The sequence below is a fragment of the Variovorax stachyos genome (assembly GCF_051400855.1).
Classification (GTDB): Bacteria; Pseudomonadota; Gammaproteobacteria; order Burkholderiales; family Burkholderiaceae_C; genus Variovorax.
Window position 1 is genome coordinate 15,166 of record NZ_JBLFFN010000030.1, and the last position, 21,492, is coordinate 36,657.

Here is a 21,492-nt window from a genome sequence, read left to right on the forward strand (position 1 = left end):
ACGGGTGTTGGTGCGGTGCTCGATCAGTTATCGGCAGTTGCGCGCCAGTCTTGAGTCCCGCGTTCGAGAAGAAGGGTGGGCTCGGGGGCTTCCAGCTTGAACACGCTCACTGCCTCGACCAGCCTGCCGGCCTGTTCCTGCATCGACTGCGCCGCGGCAGCGGCTTCTTCCACCAGCGCCGCGTTCTGCTGCGTCACTTGGTCCATCTGGGTGATCGCCTGGTTGATCTGCTCGATGCCCTGGGTCTGCTCGTGGCTCGCCGCGCTGATCTCGCCCACGATGTCGGTCACGCGGCGGATGCTGCCCACGATCTCTTCCATCGTCTTGCCCGCTTCGCCCACCAGCGCCGTGCCGGCGTCGACCTTGCCCACCGAGTCGTCGATCAGGCCCTTGATTTCTTTCGCTGCGGCAGCGGAGCGCTGCGCGAGGTTGCGCACTTCGGAGGCCACCACCGCGAAGCCGCGGCCCTGCTCGCCGGCGCGTGCCGCTTCCACCGCGGCATTGAGCGCGAGGATGTTGGTCTGGAAGGCGATGCCGTCGATGACGCCGATGATGTCGACGATCTTCTTCGACGAGGCGTGGATCGAGGCCATGGTGCTCACCACCTGGTTGACCACGCTGCCGCCCTTCACCGCCACCTCGGAAGCCGAGAGCGCGAGCAGATTCGCCTGCCGCGCGTTGTCGGCGTTCTGCTTGACGGTGGAGGTCAGCTCTTCCATCGAAGCCGCGGTCTGCTGCAGCGAACTCGCCTGTTCCTCGGTGCGCGAGGACAGGTTCTGATTGCCGGCCGAGATCTGGCCGGAGGCGGTGGCAATGGCATCGGTGCCCTGCCGCACGCCGCCCACCACGCCGGCCAGGCCCTGGCGCATGGCCTCCACGGCGCGGGTGATCACGCCCATCTCGTCGCGCCGATCGGACTCCAGCTGCCGCGACAGGTCGCCCCGCCCGAGCGCCTGCACATGCACGCTCAGAAGCCCCAGTGGCCGCACGGTACGGCGGATGAAGACGATCAGCGCCGCCCCCAGCAGCACGGTGGCCAGCGTGATGCAGCCGCCCAGCCACGCCATCTGGTGGTAGAGCGCCGCCAGCACTTCGGAGGTGGGCACTTCCGCCACCACCAGCCAGCCCGTCGTCTCGCTCCTCGCCACGGAGGCCTGGCGCTGCCGCCCGTCCGCCGGTGCGAGCACGGCCCGAGCGTCGTCGATCCACAGGGCCTCCTTGGCCGAGATCCGCTCCAGCCATGCGGCCGATTCGTCGCCCGGCAGGAGCTCGGCCAGCTTCTTGCCGGCCGCCGTCGGATGAAAGACCAGCGTCGCCGCGGCGGCTCCGCCCGCAGGATTCACGATGTAGAGCCCGCCGGTGTCGAAGATCCGCGTCTTCTTCACGGCTTCGCCGAGGGCAGCCTGCTGCTGCGAGATGTCCAGGCCGATGTAGAGCACGGCGATCACGCGGCCCGCCGCGTCGCGCACCGGCTCGTAGACCGTCATGAAGGGGCGCCCGAACAGCATGACGCGACCCACGAAGCGCTTGCCCTCGCGCAGAACGGGATACGCGCCGCTCTTGCGGTCGAGCAGCGTGCCGACGGCCCGGTCTCCGTTCTCCTTCTTGACCGAGGTGGTGATGCGGCGGAAGTCCTCGCCCTGCGCCACGAACACGGTGGCGTTGGCACCGGGAAAGTCGCGCGCGAAGGCATCCACCTCGGCGATGCGCGCGGCGTCGATCGGCGTGCCGCCGATGTTCAGCCCGCCCCCTGCGCCCGCATCGAGCGCAAAGCTGCCCGAGAACTGGCGCTGGAAGATGCCGAAGGCGTTCTCCGCGCCGAGGCGCATGGTCTGGTCGAAGATGTCCAGCGAGCGGGCGACGGCCTCGGCCTTGGCATTGGCGTACTGCGCGGCGCTGCGTTGCTGCTGCGAGGAGGCCAGCGCGTAGAAGACAGCCAGCACGAGCGCCGCCACCAGGAGCATGCCCGCGGCGGCGCCGAGGGTCATGGTGCGGGTCAGGGAGACGAAGGAAGGGTCGCGCTTGGAGGGGTTCACGGTGTTCATCACGGCCTTCTCCAGCTCAGAACTCGGTCCAGTCGCCGCCGGCGGCAACGCGCCCGCTCGTGGGCGGGGGCCCGGAAAGCAGGCGTTCCTTCTTCTCCGGCGGACTCGAAGGCGAAGGCGAAGCCTCGATGCGAATGGCCTGCGCGCCGGCATCGAGCCTGAACACGCTCACCGCCCGCACCAGGCTGCCGGCCTGCTCCTGCATCGATTGCGCCGCGGCAGCGGCCTCTTCCACCAGCGCCGCGTTCTGCTGCGTCACCTGGTCCATCTGCGTGATCGCCTGGTTGATCTGCTCGATGCCCTGGGTCTGCTCGTGGCTCGCCGCGCTGATCTCGCCCACGATGTCGGTCACGCGGCGGATGCTGCCCACGATCTCTTCCATCGTCTTGCCCGCTTCGCCCACCAGCGCCGTGCCGGCGTCGACCTTGCCCACCGAGTCGTCGATCAGGCCCTTGATTTCTTTCGCTGCGGCAGCGGAGCGCTGCGCGAGGTTGCGCACTTCGGAGGCCACCACCGCGAAACCGCGGCCCTGCTCACCGGCGCGCGCGGCTTCCACCGCGGCGTTGAGCGCCAGGATGTTGGTCTGGAAGGCGATGCCGTCGATGACGCCGATGATGTCGACGACCTTCCTCGAGGAGGCGTGGATGGACGCCATCGTGTCCACCACCTGGTTGACCATGTGGCCGCCCTTGACCGCCACCTCGGAGGCCGAGAGCGCGAGTTGATTCGCCTGCCGCGCGTTGTCGGCGTTCTGCTTGACGGTGGAGGTCAGCTCTTCCATCGAGGCGGCCGTCTCTTGCAGCGAGCTGGCCTGCTCCTCGGTACGCGACGAGAGATCCTGGTTGCCTGACGCGATCTCGCCGGATGCCGTGGCGATGGCGTCGGTGCCGTTGCGCACCTGGCCCACCACGCGCGCCAGGTTGGCATTCATGCCCTGGAGCGCCTGCATGAGCAGGCCGGTCTCGTCGCGCGTCTTCACCAGCACCTCGCTACGCAGGTCGCCGGCGGCCACGGTCTGCGCGACCTGCACCGCCTCGTTGAGCGGGCGGGTGATGCTGCGCGTCAGCAGCCAGGCCAGCACCGCGCCCAGCGCCAGCGCGACCAGGGCCAGTGCGATCACGTTCATGCGGCCGGAGCGGTAGAGCGCGTCGACGGAACCTGCGGCGTGATCGATGCGCGCGGCCTGGTGCGTCAGCATGCTGCGGATGCTGGCGTCGTAGGCGTCGAGCATCGGGATCAGCTTCTCGTTGGTGAGCCGCGCCGCTTCATCCGGGCGGCCTTCGGCCTTGAGCTTGAGGATGGAGTTGCGCAGGCCGATGTATTCGCCGCGCCGGGTCTTGATGTCGGCGCTGATCGCCTGCTCCTCGGGCGTGTCCAGCAGCTCCTCGAGCTTCTTCTGCGTCTCGGAGATGAGCGCGCTGGTCTTGGTGATGTTCTTCTGCAGGTAGTCCTGCACCTCGGCGTCGTTGCTCTTGAGCAGCGCGAAGGTGCGCACGCTGTTGTTGCTGGTGTTCTGCAGCCAGGTCGCGGCCAGGCGCTCCTTCACCAGCGAGCGCTTCACCATCTCCTCCGTGGCCTCGCCCACGTTCTGCAGGCGGAACACGCCGATGCCCGCGACGATGGCCAGCAATGCCAGCACCAGCGCGAATCCGACGCCCAGGCGGGTGCCGATCTTCCAGTTCTTCATTTCAATATCCTCCTTGTCTTGCAAAAAACCCGGCCGGCGAAGCCAGGCCCGTTGGTGGAACACCGCGGAACCGGCTTTGCCGGGCCGCTGGTGTTGCCCCCGGTGAGGGGGTGGGCGGCTACACGAAGTGAGCCAACCTGGGGGAGAGCCATGTCAGGCTGCGATCTTTTCGATCAAGCCCATCTCTTCGCTGGACATCAGGCGGTCGATGTCCACCAGGATCAGCATCCGCTCTTCCAGCGTGCCCAGCCCGATCAGGTAGTCCGTGTCCAGCGCCGAACCCATCTCCGGCGCTGGCTTGATCTGCTCCGCGCTCAGCGTGATCACATCCGACACGCTGTCCACCACCATCCCCACCACGCGCCCGCCGATGTTCAGCACGATCACCACCGTGAACTGGTCGTACGTCGGCGTGCCCAGCGCGAACTTGATGCGCATGTCGATGATCGGAACGATGATCCCGCGCAGATTCACCACCCCCTTGATGAATTCCGGCGCGTTGGCGATGCGCGTCACCGCGTCGTAGCCGCGCAGCTCCTGCACCTTCTGGATGTCGATGCCGTATTCCTCCTCGCCCAGCGTGAAGGTGACCACCTCCAGCCGGTTGCCGTGGGATACCGGGACGTCGGCCTGCGGGCGCAGGCTTGCGATTTCAGCCATGGAGGTCTTCCTTTGTGGATGGCGTTCAGGTGAACTTCTGCATGATGCGAACGAGCTTGTGCCCGTACTGCGGATCGGTGGCGTAGCCCGCCTTCTGCAGGCCGTGCGCGGCAGCGGCAGGGTCGTCGGTGGCCAGCACGTTGGCGTAGCGCGGGTTGCGCGTGATGAACTTCGCGTAGTCGGTGAAGGCCTCCTCGTAGGAGCCGTAGGCGCGGAACTTCGCGCGCACCTTCTGCGGCTCGCCGTCCACGTACTCGGTGGTGGTGGTCTCGACCGTCGGGCCCTTCCAGCTGCGATCGGCCTTGATGCCGAACAGGTTGTGGCTCTGGGTGCCGTCGTCGGCGCGGATCTCGCGCTTGCCCCAGCCCGATTCGAGCGCGGCCTGCGCCAGGATCAGCGGCGCGGGCACGCCGCTGGCTTCGCTCGCCGCCTGTGCCGACGCGCCCATCCGGTCGACGAAGGCGTCGACCTTGCCCTGCAGCGAATCCACGGTGGCGGGCGCGCGCTCGACGTTGCTCTGGTAGATGCTCAGGTCCGCGGAACGCCGCGCCGCAGGCACCGCCGCCGGCATCGGCGAAGAGCCCAGCGGAACGCCTGCCTGCGGCTTGAGCGCGAAGCCAGCCGGCGGCGCCAGCGACATGCCCTCGGCATCGCCATCGCCCTCCGGCACGGCCGATGGAAGGCCGCGGCTCAGCTGCGCGAGCATCGCTTCGGCCAGCCCCACGCCGCGCCCCGAGAGGTTCTGCGTGAGCTGCTGATCGAACATCGACAGGTACAGCTTCTCGTTCTGGCTGTCGAGCAGCCCGCTCTGGGGCACCGCCTGGCGCATGCTCTTGAGCACCATGTTCATGAACAGCGCCTCGAACTGCCGCGACACCTGCTTCAGCCCTTCTTCGGGCGAGCTGCGCACGGTGCGCCGCAGCGCGTCGACGCCCTGCACGTCGAGCGCGAAGCGCTGGTCGAGCGCGGCGCTGCGGTTGTCGGTGGTCATCGCCATGCCGCGGCCTCAGATGATCTCGAGTTCGGCGCGCAGCGCGCCCGCGCTCTTCATCGCCTGCAGGATGGAGACCAGGTCCTGTGGATTGGCGCCCAGGCTGTTCAGGCCCTTGATCACGTCCGAGAGCGAGGCTCCGCCACGCACCATCTGCAGCGCGCCGCCGCCCTGCGAGACCGAGATCTGCGAGGTCTGCGCGACCACCGTCGAGCCGCCCGAGAAGGGTCCGGGCTGGCTGATCACCGGCTCGGTGTTGATGACCACCGACAGGTTGCCGTGGGCCACTGCGCAGTCGTTGACGCGCACCGCCTGGTTCATCACCACCGAGCCGGTGCGCGCGTTGATCACCACGCGCGCGACCGCCTGCATCGGCGTCACCTCGATGTTCTCCAGCCGGGCGAGGAAGCTGACGCGCTCCTGCGCTTCCGGCGCGCGCACGCGGATCATGCGGGCGTCGGCCGCATCGGCGGTGCCGGGGCCGAGCTGGCGGTTGATGGCTTCCACCACGCGCTGCGCGGTGCCGAAGTCGGAGCGGTTGAGCTCCAGCGAGAAGGTGCCCTCGCCGCCCACCGGTGCTTCCACCGTGCGCTCCACCAGCGCACCGCCGGGGATGCGGCCCGAGCTCAGCTGGTTGATCTGCACCTTGCTGCCGCTGGCCGAGGCGCCGGCGCCGCCGACCACCATGTTGCCCTGCGCGATCGCGTAGGTCGCGCCGTCCACGCCCTTGAGCGGCGTCATCAGCAGCGTGCCGCCGCGCAGGCTCTTGGCGTTGCCCATGGAGGAGACCGTGACGTCGATGTTCTGGCCCGGCCGCGCGAAGGACGGCAGCGTGGCCGTGACCATCACCGCCGCCACGTTCTTGAGCTGCATGTTCACGCCGGCCGGGATGCTGATGCCCAGCTGCTGCAGCATGTTGTTGAGGCTCTGCGTGGTGAAGGGCGTCTGCATGGTCTGGTCGCCCGTGCCGTCGAGGCCCACCATCAGGCCGTAGCCGATCAGCGGGTTGTCGCGCACGCCCTGGATGCTGGCCAGTTCCTTGATGCGCTCGGCATGGACGGGCATGCAGAGGGCGGCCATGCACAGGGCCGCAAGAGCGAAGGTCGATCGAATGGATTTCATGTGGATCAGAACGGCATGACGTTCAAGAAGAAGCGTTGCATCCAGCCCATGTGCTGCGCCTCGTCGATGTAGCCCTTGGCCGTGTATTCGATGCGCGCATCGGCCACCAGCGTGGAAGGCACGGTGTTGCTGCCCGAGACGGTGCGCGGGTTCACCACGCCCGAGAAGCGGATGAACTCGGTGCCCTGGTTGATGCCCATCTGCTTCTCGCCGGATACCAGCAGGTTGCCGTTGGGCATCACGTCCACCACGGTGACCGTGATCACGCCGTTGAAGGTGTTGTTGGCGTTGGCGCCGCCCTTGGCGGTAAGGACGTTGTTGCCCGAGAGCTTGGCGTCCTGGTCGTCCAGCAGCCCGCCGAGCAGCTTGGGAATGGTCGGAAACGCGGCGGTGAGGCTGCCGTTGCGGCTGGCGTTGGCGCCAGAGTTCTTGCTGGCGTTGACCTTCTCGCTGATGACGATGGTCAGGATGTCGCCGATGTTGCGCGGGCGGCGGTCCTCGAACAGCGCGTTGGCGCCCGGCCCGTCGCGGAAGATGGCGCCGGTGGCGCGCGGCGCCGGCAGGGGCGCGTAGGGGTTGGAGCGCGCCGTCATCGGCTGGTGCACCAGCGGCTCGCGCGGGATCTGCGCGCAACCGGTGGCCAGCACGAGACCCAGTAACACCGCCACACTCCTTCCAGGGACACCGCGGAACCGGCTTTGCCGGGCCGCTGGTGTCGCCCCCGGTGAGGGGGTGGGCGGCCACACGAAGTGGGCCAACCTGGGGGAGGTCATAGCTGGGCCAACCGCTGCAGCATCTGGTCGGAGGTCTGCACTGCCTTGCTGTTGATCTCGTACGCGCGCTGCGTCGCGATCATGTTGACCAGCTCCTCCACCACGTTGACGTTGGAAGCCTCCACGTAGCCCTGGCTCAGGATGCCGGCGCCCTCGAGGCCCGGGTTCAGCTGGTTGGGCGCGCCGGAGGAATCGGTCTCGGCATAGAGGTTCTCCCCCAGGCTCTGCAGGCCCGCGGGGTTGAGGAAGGTGGCGAGCTGCAGCTGCCCGACCTGCACGGTCGCAGTGCTGCCGGCCTGCGTGACCGAGACCATGCCGTCGCGGCCGATGGTGATGCTGGTGGCGTTCTGCGGGATGGTGATGGCCGGCTGCACCGGGAAGCCGCTGGCGGTCACCAGCTGGCCGTCGCGGTCGGTCTGGAAGGAGCCGTCGCGGGTGTACGAGGTGGTGCCGTCGGGCATCAGCACCTGGAAGAAGCCGGCGCCGTTGATCGCCACGTCCTTCGGGTTGTCGGTCTTGGTCATGTTGCCTTGCGCGTGGATGCGCTCGGTCGCGACCACGTGCACGCCGGTGCCGACCTGCAGGCCCGAGGGCAGGCGCGTCTGGTCGGAGGTCTGGCCGCCGACCTGGCGCAGGTTCTGGTACATCAGGTCCTCGAACACCGCGCGGCTGCGCTTGAAGCCGGAGGTGCCGACGTTGGCCAGGTTGTTGGAGACCACGTCCAGCTGGGTCTGCTGGGCCTCGAGGCCGGTCTGGGCGATATAGAGCGAGCGCATCATGGCGGGGATCCTTTGAATGGGTGGATTGCGTCGGCGGCTTAGCCGTACGCGAGCAGCTTGTTGGCCGACTGCGCGTTCTCGTTCGCGGTCTGCATCGACTTCATCTGCATCTCGAAGCTGCGGGCCTGAGCGATCATGGAAACCATGGCCTCGACCGGATTGACGTTGCTGCCCTCGACCGCGCCGCTGGCAACGGTCACGGCCGCGTCGGCCTCGGCCGGCGGCAGGCCCTCGCGCATGCGGAACAGGCCGTCGTCGCCGCGCACCAGGTCGGCGGTTGGCGGGTTGACGAGCTTGAGGCGGCCGACCTCGGCCACGCCCACCAGCGGATCGCCGGCGCCGCGCGCGGTGATGGCGCCGTTGGCGGCGATCTGCACCTTGGAGCCGGGCGGCACCACCAGTGCGCCGCCTTCGCCCACCACCGGGCGCGCGCCCATGGTCAGCAGCTGGCCGTCGGCCCCGACCTGCAGGTTGCCCACGCGGGTGTAGGCCTCGCCGCCGTCGGGGGTCTGCACCACCAGCCAGCCGTCGCCATGCACCGCGACATCGAGGTCGCGGCCGGTCTGCGTCAGCGGGCCGTGGCTGAAGTCGGCGCCCGGCGTGGTGGTGACCACGAAGGCGCGCGTGGTCGGCTCCTCGCCCACCACCGGCACCGCGCGGAAGCTGTTGACCTGCGCCCGAAAGCCCGGCGTCGAGACGTTCGCCATGTTGTTGGCGACAGAGGCCTGCTGTTCCATGGCCTGCTTGGCGCCGCTCATGGCGACATAGAGCATGCGGTCCACTGGGTGCTACTCCTGGGGCCGCTCAGCGGATGTTGATGAGCGTCTGGACCACCTGGTCCTGCGTCTTCACCGTCTGCGCATTGGCCTGGTAGCTGCGCTGGGCGACGATCAGGTTCACCAGCTCGGAGGTGAGGTCCACGTTGGAAGCCTCGAGCGCGCCCGATTCGAGCGAGCCCTGCTTGGTGCCCTCGCCCGGCGTGCCGGTGAGCGCCGGGCCCGAGGCCTGGGTCTCGGCCCAGGCGTTGCCGCCCTTGGGCTCCAGGCCGTTGGGGTTGGCGAAGCTGGACAGCACCACCTGGCCCATCAGCTTGGTCTGCTCGTTCGAGAACTTGCCGGTGATGGTGCCGTCGGGATTGATCGAGAAGGCGGTCAGCGTGCCGGAGGTGTAGCCGTCCTGGCTCAGCTTGTTCATGCCGTTGGCATTGCCGAACTGGGTGGTGCCCGAGAGGTCCACGGCCATGTTCACTGCGGCGGAGCCGTTGCCGAAGTTCAGGCCGGCGATGTTGAAGGTGCCGCCGACGGGAGCCGTGAGGTTGCCGTTGGTGTCGAAGGTGAGGCTGGTGATGGCGCCGGCGCCGATCGCCGCGCCGTCGGCCTGCGCATAGACGTCCCAGGCATTGGCGCCGGTCTTCACGAAGTAGGCGGTGAGCTCGTGCGGGTTGCCCAGCGAGTCGTACACCGGGCCGATGGAGTTGGAGTAATTGAAGGTGCCGGAATCGGTCGCGTCGAAGGGCGTCTTGCTGGGGACGGCCAGGCGCGAGTCGAGGTTGAACTCGGCCTGGACGCCGGTGGTGGCGTTGGGGTTCATCGATGCCGTCTGCACCTGCAGCGCGGTGGGCGTGCCGCCGGAGAGGCCGCCGGCCGCCGTCACGCCATAGCCGGTGAGGCGCAGGCCCTGGCTGTTGACGATGTAGCCTTCCTTGTCGCGGGTGAACTGGCCGTTGCGCGAGTACATCACCTCGCCGCTGGGGCTGGAGAGGCGGAAGAAGCCGTCGCCGTTGAGGATGGCCACGTCGAGCGGGCGGCTGCTGGTCTGCGTGACGCCCTGGGTGAAGTTCTGCACCACGCCCGACACCGAGGCGCCCAGCCCGATGCGCGAACCGGCGTAGATGTCCTGGAAGGTGGCGGCCGCCGACTTGTAGCCCACGGTGCCCGAATTGGCGATGTTGTTGCCGATGACGTCGAGGTTGGCGGCGGCCACGTTCAGGCCGCTGATGCCCTGGGAGAAACTCATGATCGATCCTTGTTGCTGTGCGTGGATGAAGCGGCCCCTGCGTCCACGCAAGAGGCCCGGAGAGAAGGGTTCAGAGATACATCCGCACGTCGTCGAGGCCGATGCTTCGGCCGTTGGCCAGCTCCAGCGTGACGCCGTTCGTGCCCTGCTTGACGGCCGCGACCTGCGCGAAGGTGAGCGCGGTGGCCTCGACGTTGGTGCCGTCGTTGGTGGCGACCACCGAGAAGCTGTAGTTGCCGGCCGGCACTGCCGAGCCGTCGTCGGCCTTGCCGTCCCAGGTCACCGCGTTGACGCCCTCCGTCATGGAGCCCAGCTCGAGGGTGCGCACGGTGCGGCCCGCGGCGTCGACGATCTTGACCTGCACGTCGCCGGCCGTGCCCGGCAGTTGCACCGCGAAGGGCACGGGCGCAGGCTCCTCGCCGTCCTTGGGCGCGGAGGTGCCGAGCTGGTTGCCCGGCGACAGCACGTTGTAGCCAATCAGCGAGGCGGCCTGCAGCACCTGGTTGGAGCCGGTCTGGTTGACCAGGCCCGACAGCGTGCTGTTGAGCTTCTCGATGCCGCTGACCGTGCTCATCTGCGCGAGCTGCGAGGTGAGCTCGGCGTTCTCCATGGGGTTGAGCGGGTCCTGGTTGTTGAGCTGCGTCACCAGCAGCTTGAGAAAGCGCTGTTCGCTGTCGGAACCGCTCACGGTGTTGCCGTTCTGGGGGGTCGAACTGGTTCCGTTGAGGGAAGAGAGGGCGTCGTTGATGGCCATGGCTTGTTGTCGATGGGTTATTGGCCGACCGTCAGCGTCTTCAGCATCAGCGTCTTGGCGGTGTTGAGCACCTCGACGTTGGCCTGGTAGCTGCGCGAGGCGGAGATCATGTTGGTCATCTCCTCGACCACGTTCACGTTGGGCATGCTCACGTAGCCCTGTGCGTTGGCATGCGGGCTCTTGGGGTCGTAGACCAACTTGGCGGGCGAGCTGTCCTCGACCACGCCGGCGACCTTCACGCCGCCGATGTCCTGCTGGCCCGAGGCCGCGACTTCGAACATGACCTGCTTGGCGCGGTAGGGCTGGCCGTCGGGGCCGGCCACGCTTTCGGCGTTGGCCAGGTTGCTCGCGGTCACGTTCATGCGCTGCGACTGCGCGGCCATCGCGGAGCCCGCGACGTCGAAGATGTTCATGGAGGCGCTGGAAAAGGGCATCGCGGCTCCTTATTGCTGCGCCGCCGCCAACAGCGACTTGATCTTGGCGCTGGTGACGGTGAGGTTGGCCTCGTAGCGCAGCGCGTTGTCGGCGAAGGCGATGCGCTCGGCATCCATCTCGACGGTGTTGCCGTCGATGCTGGATTGCGACGGCACGCGGTAGAGCAGGTCGGCATCGGGCATCGCCGAGGCCTCGCCCTGCAGGTGGCGCGACGAGGTGGTGGCCATGCTCACCGAGGCGCCGCCGCGGCCCTGCTCCACCGCCTGGCTGAGCCGGCTCGCGAAGTCGAAGTCCCGCGCCTTGTAGTTGGGCGTGTCGGCGTGCGCGATGTTGGCGGCCAGCACTTCCTGGCGCTGGGCCCGGAGGTTCAGGGCTTCGCGGCTGAACCGAAGCGCTGCATCCAGCTTGTCGATCATGGGGACTCCATCGTTGGCGTCGCGGCCAGGGGAAGGCGTGGCGACAGATGGAAAGCGAGTCTATGCACGACCTGCTTTTGCAATGGGTCGAACAAAGGGGCATTTGGCGTGCACTTCGCACCTTGGCGCGCGGCTCGCCCTTCCTAGAATCTGGCCACCGATGATGGACAAGACCCGCCTATTCCTTCGCTTTCTCCCGGTGGTTTTGGCCACCGGCCTGGGCGCTGGCGCCTGCATGGCCGCGGCGCCGGAAGGCAACGATGCACGCGGCGTGGTCGAGCAGTTTTTGAAGACGCAGACCGCCGGCCTGCCGGGCCAGGCCCGCATCCGTGTGACGCTGCCGGGCTCGGCCCTTCCGGCCTGCGACGCGCTCGAAGCCTTCCTGCCGAACGGCGCCTCCGCCCGGGGCCGCGTCTCGGTCGGCCTGCGCTGCCCGGGCGAGCGGCCGTGGACACGCTATGTGCAGGCGCACGTCGCGCTGGAAGGGCGCTACCTGGTGGCCGCGCGCGCCATCGAGGCCGGCCGGCCGCTGGGTGCCGGCGACGTCGCGGCGCGCACCGGCGACCTGACGGCGCTGCCGAAGTCGATCGTGGTCGACCCGGCCGAGCTCAAGGGCATGGTGGCCACCAACCGCATCGCCCCCGGCGCGCCGCTGCGGCGCGAGCAGCTGCGCGGCACGGTCGTGATCCAGCAGGGCCAGACGGTGCAGGTGGTCGCGGAGGGAGCGGGCTTCACCGTCAGCACCGAGGCGCGCGCCCTGAGCCGCGCGGAGATCGGCGCCACCGTCCAGGCCAAGACGCGCGACGGCCGCCTGGTCAGCGGGGTGGCCGACGAGGAAGGCCAGATCCGGCTGGCGCAATGAGGGAGCCTGTTACAGCCCGTCCCATGGATCGACCCTAAAGTTCGAGCCCGGCCTGCCGATAAAGCGATCAGCCCTTTGAGGAACCATCTTGAAAATCGACCAACCCGCCTCCCCGGCCACCTCCATCACCCGTGCGGCCCAGGGCGCCAAGGCCCAGCCGGCCGCCGGCGCCGACGCCGCCGAACAGGCCAAGGGGGCGGTGCAGCTGTCCTCGGCCCAGGTTCATTCGCTGCCCAGCGGCCCCAACACCGAGTTCGATGCGGCGCGCGTCGCCGAGATCCGCAAGGCCATCCTTGCCGGCGAGTACACCGTGCATCCCGAGCGCATCGCCGACGGCCTCCTGAAGAACGTGCGCGACCTGCTCGGCGGAAAGAACGAGGGCTGAGACAGATGAGCGCCATGCTGCTGCCCCATCTGCTGGCCGAGAAGGCCTGCGTCGAAGAGTTCCTCGGCGTGCTGGCGCAGGAGGAGCGGGCCATGCAGGAAGGCCTCTTCGCCGACCTGGCGCCGCTGACCGAACGCAAGGCGGCCCTGCTCGACCGCATGACGGCGCTGGACCGGGCCCGCGAATCGGCCCAGGTGGCAATGGGCTTCGAGCCCGGCCGCGCGGGTGCCGACGCGGCTGCGGCGGCTGCCGGGACCACCGCGCAGGAGGCCTGGGCCTCCCTGCTGCAACTCGCCGAGCGCGCCAAGGCCGGCAACCGCCGCAACGGCGCGATGGTCCATGGCCACCTCGACTTCACCCGCAACGCGCTGCATTACCTGCAGGCGGCGGCCCTGCCCTTCTACGGGCCGGATGGAATCCGCAAGGCCGTGGGCGGAACGGGGACGCGGCTGGCGCTGGGGTAGGCACGAGCCTCGCCCTTTTCGTGGAGAAGGGTCTTGCAGCGATTGCATGCGCCTCGCTTTGCTCCTTGCTGTCACGGCACAGCACGGGCAACTGCAGCTCCTTCAGTCGCCCGGCACGTGGGGCGGATTCAAGGTCACGCGCTTGGCCGCCTTGGTGCGCATCCGGATGTTGAGCATCTCCACGCCCAGCGAGAAGGCCATCGCGAAGTACACGTAGCCCTTGGGCACGTGGTGGTCAAAGCCCTCCGCGACGAGCACGACGCCCACCACCACCAGGAAGGATAGCGCCAGCATCTTGATGGTGGGATGGTTGGAGACGAAGCGGCCGATCGGAGGGGCGAACAGCATCATCAGCAGCACGGAGGCGACCACCGCAGCAATCATGACCCGGACGTCGTCCACCATGCCCACTGCCGTGATGATCGAGTCCAGCGAGAACACCAGGTCGATGATCATGATCTGGAGGATGACGGAGGTGAAGGTGGCGCCGGCCCCGCTGGATTTCTGCTCGTGCCCGCCTTCCAGCGACTGGTGCACCTCGGTCGTGCTCTTCCAGATCAGGAACAGTCCGCCGAGGATCAGGATCAGGTCGCGGCCCGAGATGTCCTCGCCGGCCACCGAGAAGAGCGGGGCCACCAGGCCGACGATCCAGGCGAGCACCAGCAGCAGCCCGACGCGCATGAACATCGCCATGAAGAGCCCGAGCCGTCGCGCGAGATCGCGCTTCGCGGCAGGCAGCTTGTCCACCAGGATGGAAATGAAGATGATGTTGTCGATACCCAGCACGAGCTCGAGCGCGGTGAGGGTGGCGAAGGCGATCCAGGCTTGTGGATCCGTCAGGAGTTCCAGCATCGAAGTCCTTTGTGTCGGTAGAGGCGCGAGGGCAGCCCTAAGCATTTTTGCGAGGAGCGCCGATCCTACCGGCAGGCCGGCAGGTGATGCCGGGACACCTAGACGACCGAGGCCGATCCCGGACCCGACCCGCGGCCACCGCTCTGCGCGTCGGGCGCGGCCGTGACGATGGATCGGAGTGGCGGCTGCGGCCGCGACTTCACCAGCGCCTGCAGGTCCGGGCGCGGGCGGCGCAGCTCGGCGCTGGACGAGAACGCTTGCTCCATCGCGTGCGCGGCGCCCAGGACCTGGTGGTCCGACCTGAAGCCCCCGACGATCTGCAGCCCGAAGGGCATGCCCGCGTGATCGACACCGCACGGCAACGTGATCGCGGGATGGGTGAGCAGCGTGACCACGTAGGTCAGCGCCAGCCAGCGGTAGTAGTTCTCCTGCCGTTCGCCGTTGATCGTGTCCGCGTAGAGCTGCGTCCACGGAAAGGGCGAGACGGGCGTGGTGGGAGACAGGATCAGGTCGACGTCCGCGAAGACGTCCTGGAACTTCCGGATCAGGCGGGTCTGCTCGGCCTGCGCCCAGGCACTGTCCAGCAGGCTCATCCGCGCGCCCATCTCGTAGTTGGCGCGCGGGTTGGGACCCAGGCTGTCCGGATCCTTCTCGTACGCAGCCTGCATGCCCGCGACGAAGGCCTCGGCGCGCAGCACGTCGAAGCACCTGTGAACCTCGCCGAGGTCGAGCCGGATCTCGTCGCAGCGCCGGAAGAGATGCCGCATGCCTTCGATCTTGCGGCGGAAGGTGGCGCGGATGTTCTCGTCCACCGCACAGGCGCCGAAGTCCTCTGTCCATGCGACGCGCAGGCGGCTCAGGTCGACGTCGGCGGGCTTCCGGAAGGACAGCGCGTCGAGCGGATAGCTCAGCGGGTCGCCGGGGTGCATGCCGGCCGATGCGGCCAGTTGCAGGCAGGCATCCTCGACCGTTCGCCCCATCGGGCCTACGACCGAGATCGGCGTCCAGCCCAGCAGCTTGCGCACGCTGGGAACGATCCCGGGAGAAGGCCTGAAGCCCACCACGCCGCATTTGGCGGCAGGGATGCGGAGCGACCCGCCGGTGTCTGAGCCGGTGCACACCGGCAGCATGTCGCAGGCCAGGGCGGCGGCGGACCCGCCGGAGGATCCTCCCGCATTGAGATCAGGATTGAAGGGGTTGCCGGTCGCGCCCCAGACCACGTTGCGAGAGTTCGCGCCCGCGCCCATCTCGGGGACGTTCGTCTTGCCGGTCACGATGGCCCCGGCCCGGCGCAGACGCGCCACCAGCTCGATGTCCTCGGCCGGCACATGGTTGCGGAACAGGGGCGAACCCCAGGTGGTGAGCAGGCCCGCCGTCGGCTCGAGATCCTTCACGCCCAGCGGCAAGCCGTGCAGAAGCCCGAGCGGATCGCCGGCCATCACGGCCGCCTCGGCGGCGCGTGCCTCGGCGCGCGCGCGCTCGAAGCAGGTGGCCGTGATCGCATTCACGAACGGGTTCAGCTTCTCGATCTGCGCGATGCAGGCCTCCAGCAGCTCCACCGGCGAGAGTGCCTTGGTACCGATGAGGCGGCGCAGCTCGACCGCGGAGGTCTCGACGAGCTCGCCAGCCGTGTGTGCGGACATGGCCATGCTCAGTCCGCGGTGATGTTGGACCGCGCGGCCACGGCGCGCATCAGCGGCAGTTCCTTGTTGATCAGCTCGCTCGCTGCGGCCGCGTTGCTGTAGGCCGGCTCCAGGCCCGCCGCGACCAGCTTCGCGCGGGTGTCCGGATCGGCCATGGTCGCGGCCAGGGCTTTCTCGAGCCGCGCCCTGACGGAGGGCGGCAGGCCCTTGGGACCGGCGAAGATCAGCCAGGTGTCCATGTCGATGCCGGGGTAGCCGCTCTCGGCCATCGCGGGCACGTTGGGCAGCAGCGCCGAGCGCTTCGCGGTGGTCACCACGATCGCCTTGACCTTGCCGCCGGCAAGCTGCGGAATGGCGGCGCTCACCGTGTCGACGCTGAACGGGATCTGCCCGCCGATGAGATCGGTCATGGCCGGCGCGCTGCCCTTGTAGGGCACGTGCGTCATCTTCAGCCCGGCAGCATTCAGGAGCGTCTCGCCGGCGAAGTGCGCGGTGGTGCCGCTGCCGAACGAGCCGTAGGCGTACTTGCCCGGCGAGGCCTTCACGTAGTCGACGAACTGCTTGAAGGTCTGCACCGGGACATCCTTGTTCGCCAGCAGGATGAGGCCGGTGCGGCCCGCGATGCCGATCGGGTCGAAGCCCTTGACCGGGTCGTAGGGCAGGTTGCTGCGGATTGCCGGGTTGACCGTGAAGGTGGTGCCGGAGCTCACCAGCAGCGTGTAGCCGTCCGGCGCGGCCTTGGAGACGTAGGTCGCGCCGATGATGGTCCCGGCGCCGGCGCGGTTGTCGATCACCACCGGCTGGCCCAGCTCCTTGCCCAGCCGGGCGCCGATCACGCGGCCCAGCACGTCGGTGGCCCCGCCGGGCGGGAAGGGAATCACCAGCGAGACGGGCCGCGATGGGAAGTCGCCTTCGGCAGCGACGGCTTTCGGGCCGACCAAGACCAGGGAGGACGCCAGCGCGCAGCCGGCCAGGACAGAGAAGATCTTCATCGGGGCTCTTGCAGATGGGAAGGCAGGAGGTTGAGGGAGGCGCCGCGCAGCAGCTGTCATTCATCGTAAGAGTGGGCATGCGTTGCATCAAGCACCATGTTTAGAATCTTTCGTTGCCGAAATCGCAATCCACATCCATGGCCGGCCATTTGCTGCAGGAGACCGCCGTGCGCTACTTCCTCGAAGTGGTGCGGACCGGCTCGATCAAGGAAGCTGCGGCGAAGCTGAACGTGGCCCCCTCGGCGGTGAGCCGCCAGGTGGCGCGCTTGGAGCGCGAGATGGACAGCCTGCTGTTCGAGCGCCATGCCCGCGGCATGGTGCCCAATGCCGCAGGGGAACTGCTGGCGGCGCACGCCAAGCGGGCGCAGCAGGACAACGAGCGGGTGCTGAACGACATCTCCGCGCTGCGCGGCCTGCGCAGCGGCTTCGTGCGCGTGGTCAGCGCCGAGGGGTTCGCCTTCGATTTCATTCCGACGCTCATCGCGCGCTTCCAGGAAAAGTACGAAGGCATCCGCTTTCACCTGGAAGTCTGCGGCCGCGGCGACATCCCGCGCCGCATCCGCGACGGAGAGGCTGACGTCGGCGTCACCCTGGGCTCGGTCCCGGAGGCTGGCATCCAGGTGGAGCTGCGCCATCCCAGCCCCATCCTCGCCGTCATGTCGCGCGAGCACCCGCTGGCCCGGCAGCGCCAGCTGTCCCTGAGCCAGGTGGCCGCGTACCCGCTGGCATTGCCGCTGCCCAACAGCTCGGTCCGGCAACTGCTCGACATCAGCTGCAGCAGGCAGGGCCTGCAGTACCGGATTGCCATGTCGAGCAACCACGCCGATGCGCTGGTGAGTTTCGCCGGCGCGGCACGCGAGTGCATCGCGTTCTATGGCGAGCTGTCGATCCGGACCCGGCTTCTTGCCAGGACACTGGTGGCGGTTCCGCTGCGCGACCGGGAGATGAACGAACGCTACCTCGAGGTCGAGACGCTGGCCGGGCGCGCGCTATCCGACGCAGCCAAGGGCTTCGTGCGTTTTCTGATCGACGCGATCCGCGCTGAAACGCTGCTGCCCGGTGCTGCCGCGAATCCCGAGCTCACGGGGGGCAGTCCGGCGGCGTGAGGGTGTTGCTGTGCGGGCTTGGGTCGTCACCCGCCGCGCGTCAGCTCGCGAAGCTCCTCCTCGGCTCGCTCGAGCTCGAGCCGCAGCCCCCTGATTTCCCGCTCGAGCCGCTCGATGCGTGCTGCCCGGCTCTGCGCCGGCGAGAGCGTCTTGCAGCGGGCTTGCAGTGCGACGAGTGCCTCGGCAAGTTCCCGCCGGCGCAGCATCTGGCCCCGGGAGCGGGCAACGGCCATGTCCTGCTCGAGCGCCTCCTCCTCGGCTTTGCAGGCAGCGGCGTCGACCTGGCCTGCCGGCTGCGCCATTGCGGGCGTGGCGACCACCAGCGCGATGGCCAGGAAAGAGGATTTCACGCGCATGCCGGTACCGGTGATGAAAGGGAGGGGCCGAGTGTGCCAGCTTCCCTGCTCTCGGCCTGCATGCCGGATTCTCCCCCGCAGGGGCTGCCCCTGCGCTCAGCGGCGATACGGATTGTGTGGATTGCGGTCGTAGCGATTGGGCACGCCATCGCGGTCGCTGTCGCGGCGCGCATGGCGGTAGCTGTCACGGCGGTCATGGCGGTAGTAGCCGTCACGACGGTCATGCCGGTAGTAGTCGGCGCGATGGTCATGGCGCGGGTGGTAGCCATGCCGGACGATGGGGCGCGGGGGCGCCGGCGGGACGACGATCACGTGAGGGCGATAGCCGCGGTCCCCATGGTGGGGCTGCGCCTGTGCGGGAGCGCTCAATGCGGCCAATGCGACCACGGCTGCGGTGCCCAGTGCGAAAAACATCTTCTTCATCGAGGCTCCTTCGAGGAGTTGGTTCAGGAGCCCCGATACTGCAGGCGCCAAGTGAAGCACGTGTAAGGCTGCGGCGAAGTTCGATGAACTCTTGTGCTGGGCTCGTCGTATCGAAGGGCGCAGCAGCGCCGCACGGCTGTGCTCAGTCGTCGTCCCAGTCGTAGCCGCTTGCCCGATGGTCGCGATCGCGGCCGTTGCCCTCGCCGTGGCCGTGGTGACCGCGACCATCGCCGTCGTTCGCCAGCGAGAACGGCAGGCGGATCTTCAGGAACTCGGTGTTGTCCGAGGCCAGTTCGCGTCCGCCGCCATACGGGAAGTTGTTGTCGTTGACGACGAGCAGCGTGCGGGGGTCGAGCACCAGCACGTCCTCGATCGTCGTGTACGGGAAGGTGAAGACCCGCTGGCCGTCCGCGTCGAGGTCGAAGGGGTCGGCAAGGTTCATCAGGTCGACGAGCTCGGTCTTGCGCACGATTGCCCCGTCGGCCACGCCCTGCAGGTCGATCAGGAACACCTTCTTGAACGGGGCCGGGTTCGGCGATGTGGCCGTGCTGCCGTTGCGCTCGAGCACGATGAAGCGGCGATCGTCCACAGCGACCATGTCCCCGATGTTGGTGCCGTTCGGATCGAGCGGATAGACATAGCTGCGGCCGGTGTAGCGCTCTCGCGCGAGATCGAATTCGTTGATGCGGCGCGTCTTGTCGGGGTCGCCGGCCACCTGGCCTTCGAGCAGCGTGTAGAGCCGGGTCTCGCTCTTGTTGATCGCCATGCCTTCGAAGCCGCCCGAGCCCGGCAGGTTGGCCTTCACCTTGCCGGCGACGACGTCCTTGTGCTGCGGCGCGTACACGCCCGGCAGCGGGATCTCGCTGCGCAGCACGGTGCCGTTCGCGTCGGTCTTGATCAGGTATGGGCCGAACTCGTCGCCGAACCAGTAGTTGCCCTGGCGATCGCGTCGGAAAGACTCGACATCGAAGTCGGCGCCGGTAAGCAGGCGGCCGGCACGGATGCTGCGGTCGACGGGCGCGTTGGCCGGATTGTCGTAGTAGTTCGCGTAGTCGGCCTGGATCGGGATCGTCAGCTTGCGGTGCGCGTCGTTCAACTGCAGTCGCGTGCGCGCGTCGAACCCCGGGCGGAGCTTGCCGCTGTCCAGGTCGGCCGGCGCGACGGTGCCGCTGCCGCCCTTGGGCGTGCGCCAGAGGATTTGCAGCGCATAGCTGCGCAGCAGCGCGTCGGCCGAGCTCGCCTGCGAGCCGAAGCCGTTGTCCACCAAGAACTGGAACACGTTCCTGCGTGGCCCGTCGAGCACGCCCGAGAAACCCTGGACGGGCTGCTTGCCGAGGTAAGGCGGCACGTTCGTGCCGTAGGCATTGGGCCCGGTGAACTGCCCCGATGTCGGACCATCGGCGAAGGTGGCGGCCGGCATCCGGGCCCAGCCGATCAGCATCTGCGCATGCGCAGCGCCGGCGGTCAGCAGCAAGGATGCGGTGAACGGCACGAAGGCGTGCCGCAGGACGGATGGGATCGAACGCATGTCATTCCTCGGTCGAGTGGAGATGGGTTGGGCGCGATGCTGGCCATGTGTCGTGTCAGGCGGTTGACATGCACCTGGCGGTTGCGAAATCGATCCGCCGCAGGCACGATGCTGCCGTACTGCGGAGAATTCCTGCGCGCCCGCATGCCGTCGCTGGATTCCGGCTGCACCATGTTCTTCCTCTGGCCCGAGTACCTGTGGTTCCTGCTGGCGCTTGCATTGCTGCCTGCGGTCTACGTCTGGCTGCTCAAGCGGCGCGGCCGTGCGGCCCTGCGCTACAGCAGCGTGGGAATCGTGCGCGAGGCGGCGGCCGGCCGCCAGTGGCGGCGGCACCTGCCGCCTGCGCTGCTCCTGCTGGCGTGCTCGGGGTTGCTGATCGCGGCGGCGCGGCCCGTGGCGCGGGTGCCGCTGCCCTGGGCGCGCTCATCGATCCTGCTGGCGATGGACGTGTCGCTGAGCATGCGGGTGACCGACGTCAAGCCCAACCGGATGGTGGCCGCGCAGGAAGCGGCCAAGCTGTTCCTGCGCGACCTGCCCAAGGACATCGAGGTCGGGCTCGTCACCTTCGCCGGCAGCAGCCAGGTCGCCCAGCGAGCCACGTTGGACCGCGCCTCGGTGATCGCGGCCATCGACGGCTTCCAGATGCAGATGGGCACGGCGGTGGGCAACGCCATCATGCTGTGCCTGATGGAGCTGTTTCCCGAACAAGGCATCGAACTCGGCGACTTCGGCAGCAAGCCGCAGGGCCGCAGCCTGGACGACAAGGCGAAGCCGCCGCCCCCGGCTTTCACGCCGGTGGCGCCGGGCTCGTACAACTCGGCTGCGATCATCCTGCTGAGCGACGGCCGCCGGACCACCGGCGTCGATACGCTGGCCGCAGCGAAGATGGCCGCGGACCGCGGCGTGCGCATCTATGTGGTCGGGCTGGGCACGGTCGAAGGCGACGCCTCCACGCCGGATGGCACGGCCATCTACATGAGGTTGGACGAGCCGACCCTTCGCGAAGTGGCGCGGATGACCGGCGGTGAATACCACCACGCCGGCACGGCCGAGAAGCTGCGCAGCGTCTATGAGAACCTCGGCTCCCGCGTGCAGGTGCAGACGCGTGAAACCGAACTGGCCGGCGTGCTGGCGCTGATTTCTGCTTTGGTGGCGATGACGGCGGCGACGCTGTCGCTGCTCTGGTTCGGGCGAATCGCCTGA

The 21,492-nt window shown here is 68.3% G+C and carries 23 protein-coding genes; 5 read left to right on the forward strand and 18 right to left on the reverse strand.

Annotated elements, in window-relative coordinates; all coding sequences use genetic code 11:
* Window positions 1-23: 23 nt before the first annotated feature.
* The 12 genes from ACMGEZ_RS28595 to flgB all read right to left on the reverse strand — a co-directional run bounded on the left by ACMGEZ_RS28595 (window position 24) and on the right by flgB (window position 11,678).
* Window positions 24-2,045 carry a methyl-accepting chemotaxis protein gene (locus ACMGEZ_RS28595; protein WP_436825659.1) on the reverse strand — a complete coding sequence of 674 codons (2,022 nt, stop codon included), beginning with the start codon at window positions 2,043-2,045 and terminating at the stop codon, window positions 24-26.
* A 16-nt stretch (window positions 2,046-2,061) separates the two neighbouring features.
* Entirely contained in the window at window positions 2,062-3,732 is a 1,671-nt protein-coding gene (locus tag ACMGEZ_RS28600; RefSeq protein WP_436825660.1) for a methyl-accepting chemotaxis protein, read from the reverse strand.
* A gap of 153 nt (window positions 3,733-3,885) precedes the next feature.
* Window positions 3,886-4,392, reverse strand: a complete 507-nt coding sequence (locus ACMGEZ_RS28605; protein ID WP_436825661.1) for a chemotaxis protein CheW — start codon at window positions 4,390-4,392, stop codon at window positions 3,886-3,888.
* A gap of 25 nt (window positions 4,393-4,417) precedes the next feature.
* Window positions 4,418-5,389 (reverse strand): flagellar assembly peptidoglycan hydrolase FlgJ, encoded by a 972-nt coding sequence (gene flgJ, locus ACMGEZ_RS28610; RefSeq protein WP_436825662.1) that lies wholly within the window; start codon window positions 5,387-5,389, stop codon window positions 4,418-4,420.
* Window positions 5,390-5,398: 9 nt separating this feature from the next.
* Window positions 5,399-6,505, reverse strand: a complete 1,107-nt coding sequence (locus ACMGEZ_RS28615) for a flagellar basal body P-ring protein FlgI (protein WP_436825663.1) — start codon at window positions 6,503-6,505, stop codon at window positions 5,399-5,401.
* 5 nt (window positions 6,506-6,510) lie between these two features.
* Window positions 6,511-7,167, reverse strand: a complete 657-nt coding sequence (locus ACMGEZ_RS28620) for a flagellar basal body L-ring protein FlgH (RefSeq protein WP_436825664.1) — start codon at window positions 7,165-7,167, stop codon at window positions 6,511-6,513.
* 107 nt (window positions 7,168-7,274) lie between these two features.
* Window positions 7,275-8,057 carry a flagellar basal-body rod protein FlgG gene (gene flgG, locus ACMGEZ_RS28625; protein ID WP_436825665.1) on the reverse strand — a complete coding sequence of 261 codons (783 nt, stop codon included), beginning with the start codon at window positions 8,055-8,057 and terminating at the stop codon, window positions 7,275-7,277.
* Between the two features lie 38 nt (window positions 8,058-8,095).
* Complete coding sequence (gene flgF / locus ACMGEZ_RS28630) at window positions 8,096-8,839, reverse strand: flagellar basal-body rod protein FlgF (protein WP_436825666.1); 744 nt, start codon at window positions 8,837-8,839, stop codon at window positions 8,096-8,098.
* Between the two features lie 22 nt (window positions 8,840-8,861).
* Entirely contained in the window at window positions 8,862-10,073 is a 1,212-nt protein-coding gene (flgE, locus tag ACMGEZ_RS28635) for a flagellar hook protein FlgE (RefSeq protein ID WP_436825667.1), read from the reverse strand.
* A gap of 70 nt (window positions 10,074-10,143) precedes the next feature.
* Entirely contained in the window at window positions 10,144-10,827 is a 684-nt protein-coding gene (locus ACMGEZ_RS28640; RefSeq protein ID WP_436825668.1) for a flagellar hook assembly protein FlgD, read from the reverse strand.
* 17 nt (window positions 10,828-10,844) lie between these two features.
* A complete protein-coding gene (flgC, locus tag ACMGEZ_RS28645; RefSeq protein WP_436825669.1) occupies window positions 10,845-11,261 on the reverse strand; it encodes a flagellar basal body rod protein FlgC in 417 nt (138 codons plus the stop codon).
* Between the two features lie 9 nt (window positions 11,262-11,270).
* Window positions 11,271-11,678, reverse strand: a complete 408-nt coding sequence (gene flgB / locus ACMGEZ_RS28650) for a flagellar basal body rod protein FlgB (RefSeq protein ID WP_436825670.1) — start codon at window positions 11,676-11,678, stop codon at window positions 11,271-11,273.
* A 160-nt stretch (window positions 11,679-11,838) separates the two neighbouring features.
* Here flgB and flgA point away from each other — a divergent pair, with 160 nt between their 5' ends.
* The 3 genes from flgA to ACMGEZ_RS28665 all read left to right on the forward strand — a co-directional run bounded on the left by flgA (window position 11,839) and on the right by ACMGEZ_RS28665 (window position 13,389).
* Entirely contained in the window at window positions 11,839-12,540 is a 702-nt protein-coding gene (gene flgA, locus ACMGEZ_RS28655; RefSeq protein WP_436825671.1) for a flagellar basal body P-ring formation chaperone FlgA, read from the forward strand.
* An 88-nt stretch (window positions 12,541-12,628) separates the two neighbouring features.
* Window positions 12,629-12,925 (forward strand): flagellar biosynthesis anti-sigma factor FlgM, encoded by a 297-nt coding sequence (gene flgM / locus ACMGEZ_RS28660; protein WP_436825672.1) that lies wholly within the window; start codon window positions 12,629-12,631, stop codon window positions 12,923-12,925.
* A gap of 5 nt (window positions 12,926-12,930) precedes the next feature.
* Window positions 12,931-13,389, forward strand: coding sequence for a flagella synthesis protein FlgN (locus ACMGEZ_RS28665; protein WP_436825673.1), 459 nt, complete (start codon window positions 12,931-12,933; stop codon window positions 13,387-13,389).
* 102 nt (window positions 13,390-13,491) lie between these two features.
* Here the strand turns inward: ACMGEZ_RS28665 and ACMGEZ_RS28670 are convergent, their stop codons facing one another.
* From ACMGEZ_RS28670 to ACMGEZ_RS28680, 3 genes are all read right to left on the reverse strand, one after another.
* The gene (locus ACMGEZ_RS28670; RefSeq protein WP_436825674.1) at window positions 13,492-14,241 is read right to left on the reverse strand and encodes a TerC family protein; all 750 of its coding nucleotides are present in this window, start codon (window positions 14,239-14,241) and stop codon (window positions 13,492-13,494) included.
* Between the two features lie 98 nt (window positions 14,242-14,339).
* Complete coding sequence (locus ACMGEZ_RS28675; RefSeq protein ID WP_436825693.1) at window positions 14,340-15,884, reverse strand: amidase; 1,545 nt, start codon at window positions 15,882-15,884, stop codon at window positions 14,340-14,342.
* 8 nt (window positions 15,885-15,892) lie between these two features.
* Complete coding sequence (locus tag ACMGEZ_RS28680) at window positions 15,893-16,876, reverse strand: Bug family tripartite tricarboxylate transporter substrate binding protein (RefSeq protein ID WP_436825675.1); 984 nt, start codon at window positions 16,874-16,876, stop codon at window positions 15,893-15,895.
* A 137-nt stretch (window positions 16,877-17,013) separates the two neighbouring features.
* Here ACMGEZ_RS28680 and ACMGEZ_RS28685 point away from each other — a divergent pair, with 137 nt between their 5' ends.
* A complete protein-coding gene (locus ACMGEZ_RS28685) occupies window positions 17,014-17,982 on the forward strand; it encodes a LysR family transcriptional regulator (protein ID WP_436825676.1) in 969 nt (322 codons plus the stop codon).
* Window positions 17,983-18,008: 26 nt separating this feature from the next.
* Here ACMGEZ_RS28685 and ACMGEZ_RS28690 read toward each other — a convergent pair whose 3' ends face one another.
* The 3 genes from ACMGEZ_RS28690 to ACMGEZ_RS28700 all read right to left on the reverse strand — a co-directional run bounded on the left by ACMGEZ_RS28690 (window position 18,009) and on the right by ACMGEZ_RS28700 (window position 20,289).
* The gene (locus ACMGEZ_RS28690) at window positions 18,009-18,338 is read right to left on the reverse strand and encodes a DUF1090 family protein (protein WP_436825677.1); all 330 of its coding nucleotides are present in this window, start codon (window positions 18,336-18,338) and stop codon (window positions 18,009-18,011) included.
* Between the two features lie 96 nt (window positions 18,339-18,434).
* Window positions 18,435-18,761 carry a hypothetical protein gene (locus ACMGEZ_RS28695; protein ID WP_436825678.1) on the reverse strand — a complete coding sequence of 109 codons (327 nt, stop codon included), beginning with the start codon at window positions 18,759-18,761 and terminating at the stop codon, window positions 18,435-18,437.
* Between the two features lie 142 nt (window positions 18,762-18,903).
* Window positions 18,904-20,289: an esterase-like activity of phytase family protein gene (locus tag ACMGEZ_RS28700; protein ID WP_436825679.1), complete on the reverse strand. Its 1,386-nt coding sequence runs from the start codon at window positions 20,287-20,289 to the stop codon at window positions 18,904-18,906.
* A 171-nt stretch (window positions 20,290-20,460) separates the two neighbouring features.
* On the opposite strand from ACMGEZ_RS28700, the gene ACMGEZ_RS28705 reads away from it, so the two are divergent.
* The gene (locus ACMGEZ_RS28705; RefSeq protein WP_436825680.1) at window positions 20,461-21,492 is read left to right on the forward strand and encodes a VWA domain-containing protein; all 1,032 of its coding nucleotides are present in this window, start codon (window positions 20,461-20,463) and stop codon (window positions 21,490-21,492) included.

Coding starts and splice junctions, on each gene's coding strand:
- ACMGEZ_RS28595 (WP_436825659.1), bottom strand. CDS start 2,045: ATGAACACCGTGAACCCCTCCAAGCGCGACCCTTCCTTCGTCTCCCTG.
- ACMGEZ_RS28600 (WP_436825660.1), bottom strand. CDS start 3,732: ATGAAGAACTGGAAGATCGGCACCCGCCTGGGCGTCGGATTCGCGCTG.
- ACMGEZ_RS28605 (WP_436825661.1), bottom strand. CDS start 4,392: ATGGCTGAAATCGCAAGCCTGCGCCCGCAGGCCGACGTCCCGGTATCC.
- flgJ (WP_436825662.1), bottom strand. CDS start 5,389: ATGGCGATGACCACCGACAACCGCAGCGCCGCGCTCGACCAGCGCTTC.
- ACMGEZ_RS28615 (WP_436825663.1), bottom strand. CDS start 6,505: ATGAAATCCATTCGATCGACCTTCGCTCTTGCGGCCCTGTGCATGGCC.
- flgG (WP_436825665.1), bottom strand. CDS start 8,057: ATGATGCGCTCGCTCTATATCGCCCAGACCGGCCTCGAGGCCCAGCAG.
- flgE (WP_436825667.1), bottom strand. CDS start 10,073: ATGAGTTTCTCCCAGGGCATCAGCGGCCTGAACGTGGCCGCCGCCAAC.
- ACMGEZ_RS28640 (WP_436825668.1), bottom strand. CDS start 10,827: ATGGCCATCAACGACGCCCTCTCTTCCCTCAACGGAACCAGTTCGACC.
- flgC (WP_436825669.1), bottom strand. CDS start 11,261: ATGCCCTTTTCCAGCGCCTCCATGAACATCTTCGACGTCGCGGGCTCC.
- flgB (WP_436825670.1), bottom strand. CDS start 11,678: ATGATCGACAAGCTGGATGCAGCGCTTCGGTTCAGCCGCGAAGCCCTG.
- flgA (WP_436825671.1), top strand. CDS start 11,839: ATGATGGACAAGACCCGCCTATTCCTTCGCTTTCTCCCGGTGGTTTTG.
- ACMGEZ_RS28665 (WP_436825673.1), top strand. CDS start 12,931: ATGAGCGCCATGCTGCTGCCCCATCTGCTGGCCGAGAAGGCCTGCGTC.
- ACMGEZ_RS28670 (WP_436825674.1), bottom strand. CDS start 14,241: ATGCTGGAACTCCTGACGGATCCACAAGCCTGGATCGCCTTCGCCACC.
- ACMGEZ_RS28675 (WP_436825693.1), bottom strand. CDS start 15,884: ATGTCCGCACACACGGCTGGCGAGCTCGTCGAGACCTCCGCGGTCGAG.
- ACMGEZ_RS28680 (WP_436825675.1), bottom strand. CDS start 16,876: ATGAAGATCTTCTCTGTCCTGGCCGGCTGCGCGCTGGCGTCCTCCCTG.
- ACMGEZ_RS28685 (WP_436825676.1), top strand. CDS start 17,014: ATGGCCGGCCATTTGCTGCAGGAGACCGCCGTGCGCTACTTCCTCGAA.
- ACMGEZ_RS28690 (WP_436825677.1), bottom strand. CDS start 18,338: ATGCGCGTGAAATCCTCTTTCCTGGCCATCGCGCTGGTGGTCGCCACG.
- ACMGEZ_RS28695 (WP_436825678.1), bottom strand. CDS start 18,761: ATGAAGAAGATGTTTTTCGCACTGGGCACCGCAGCCGTGGTCGCATTG.
- ACMGEZ_RS28700 (WP_436825679.1), bottom strand. CDS start 20,289: ATGCGTTCGATCCCATCCGTCCTGCGGCACGCCTTCGTGCCGTTCACC.
- ACMGEZ_RS28705 (WP_436825680.1), top strand. CDS start 20,461: ATGTTCTTCCTCTGGCCCGAGTACCTGTGGTTCCTGCTGGCGCTTGCA.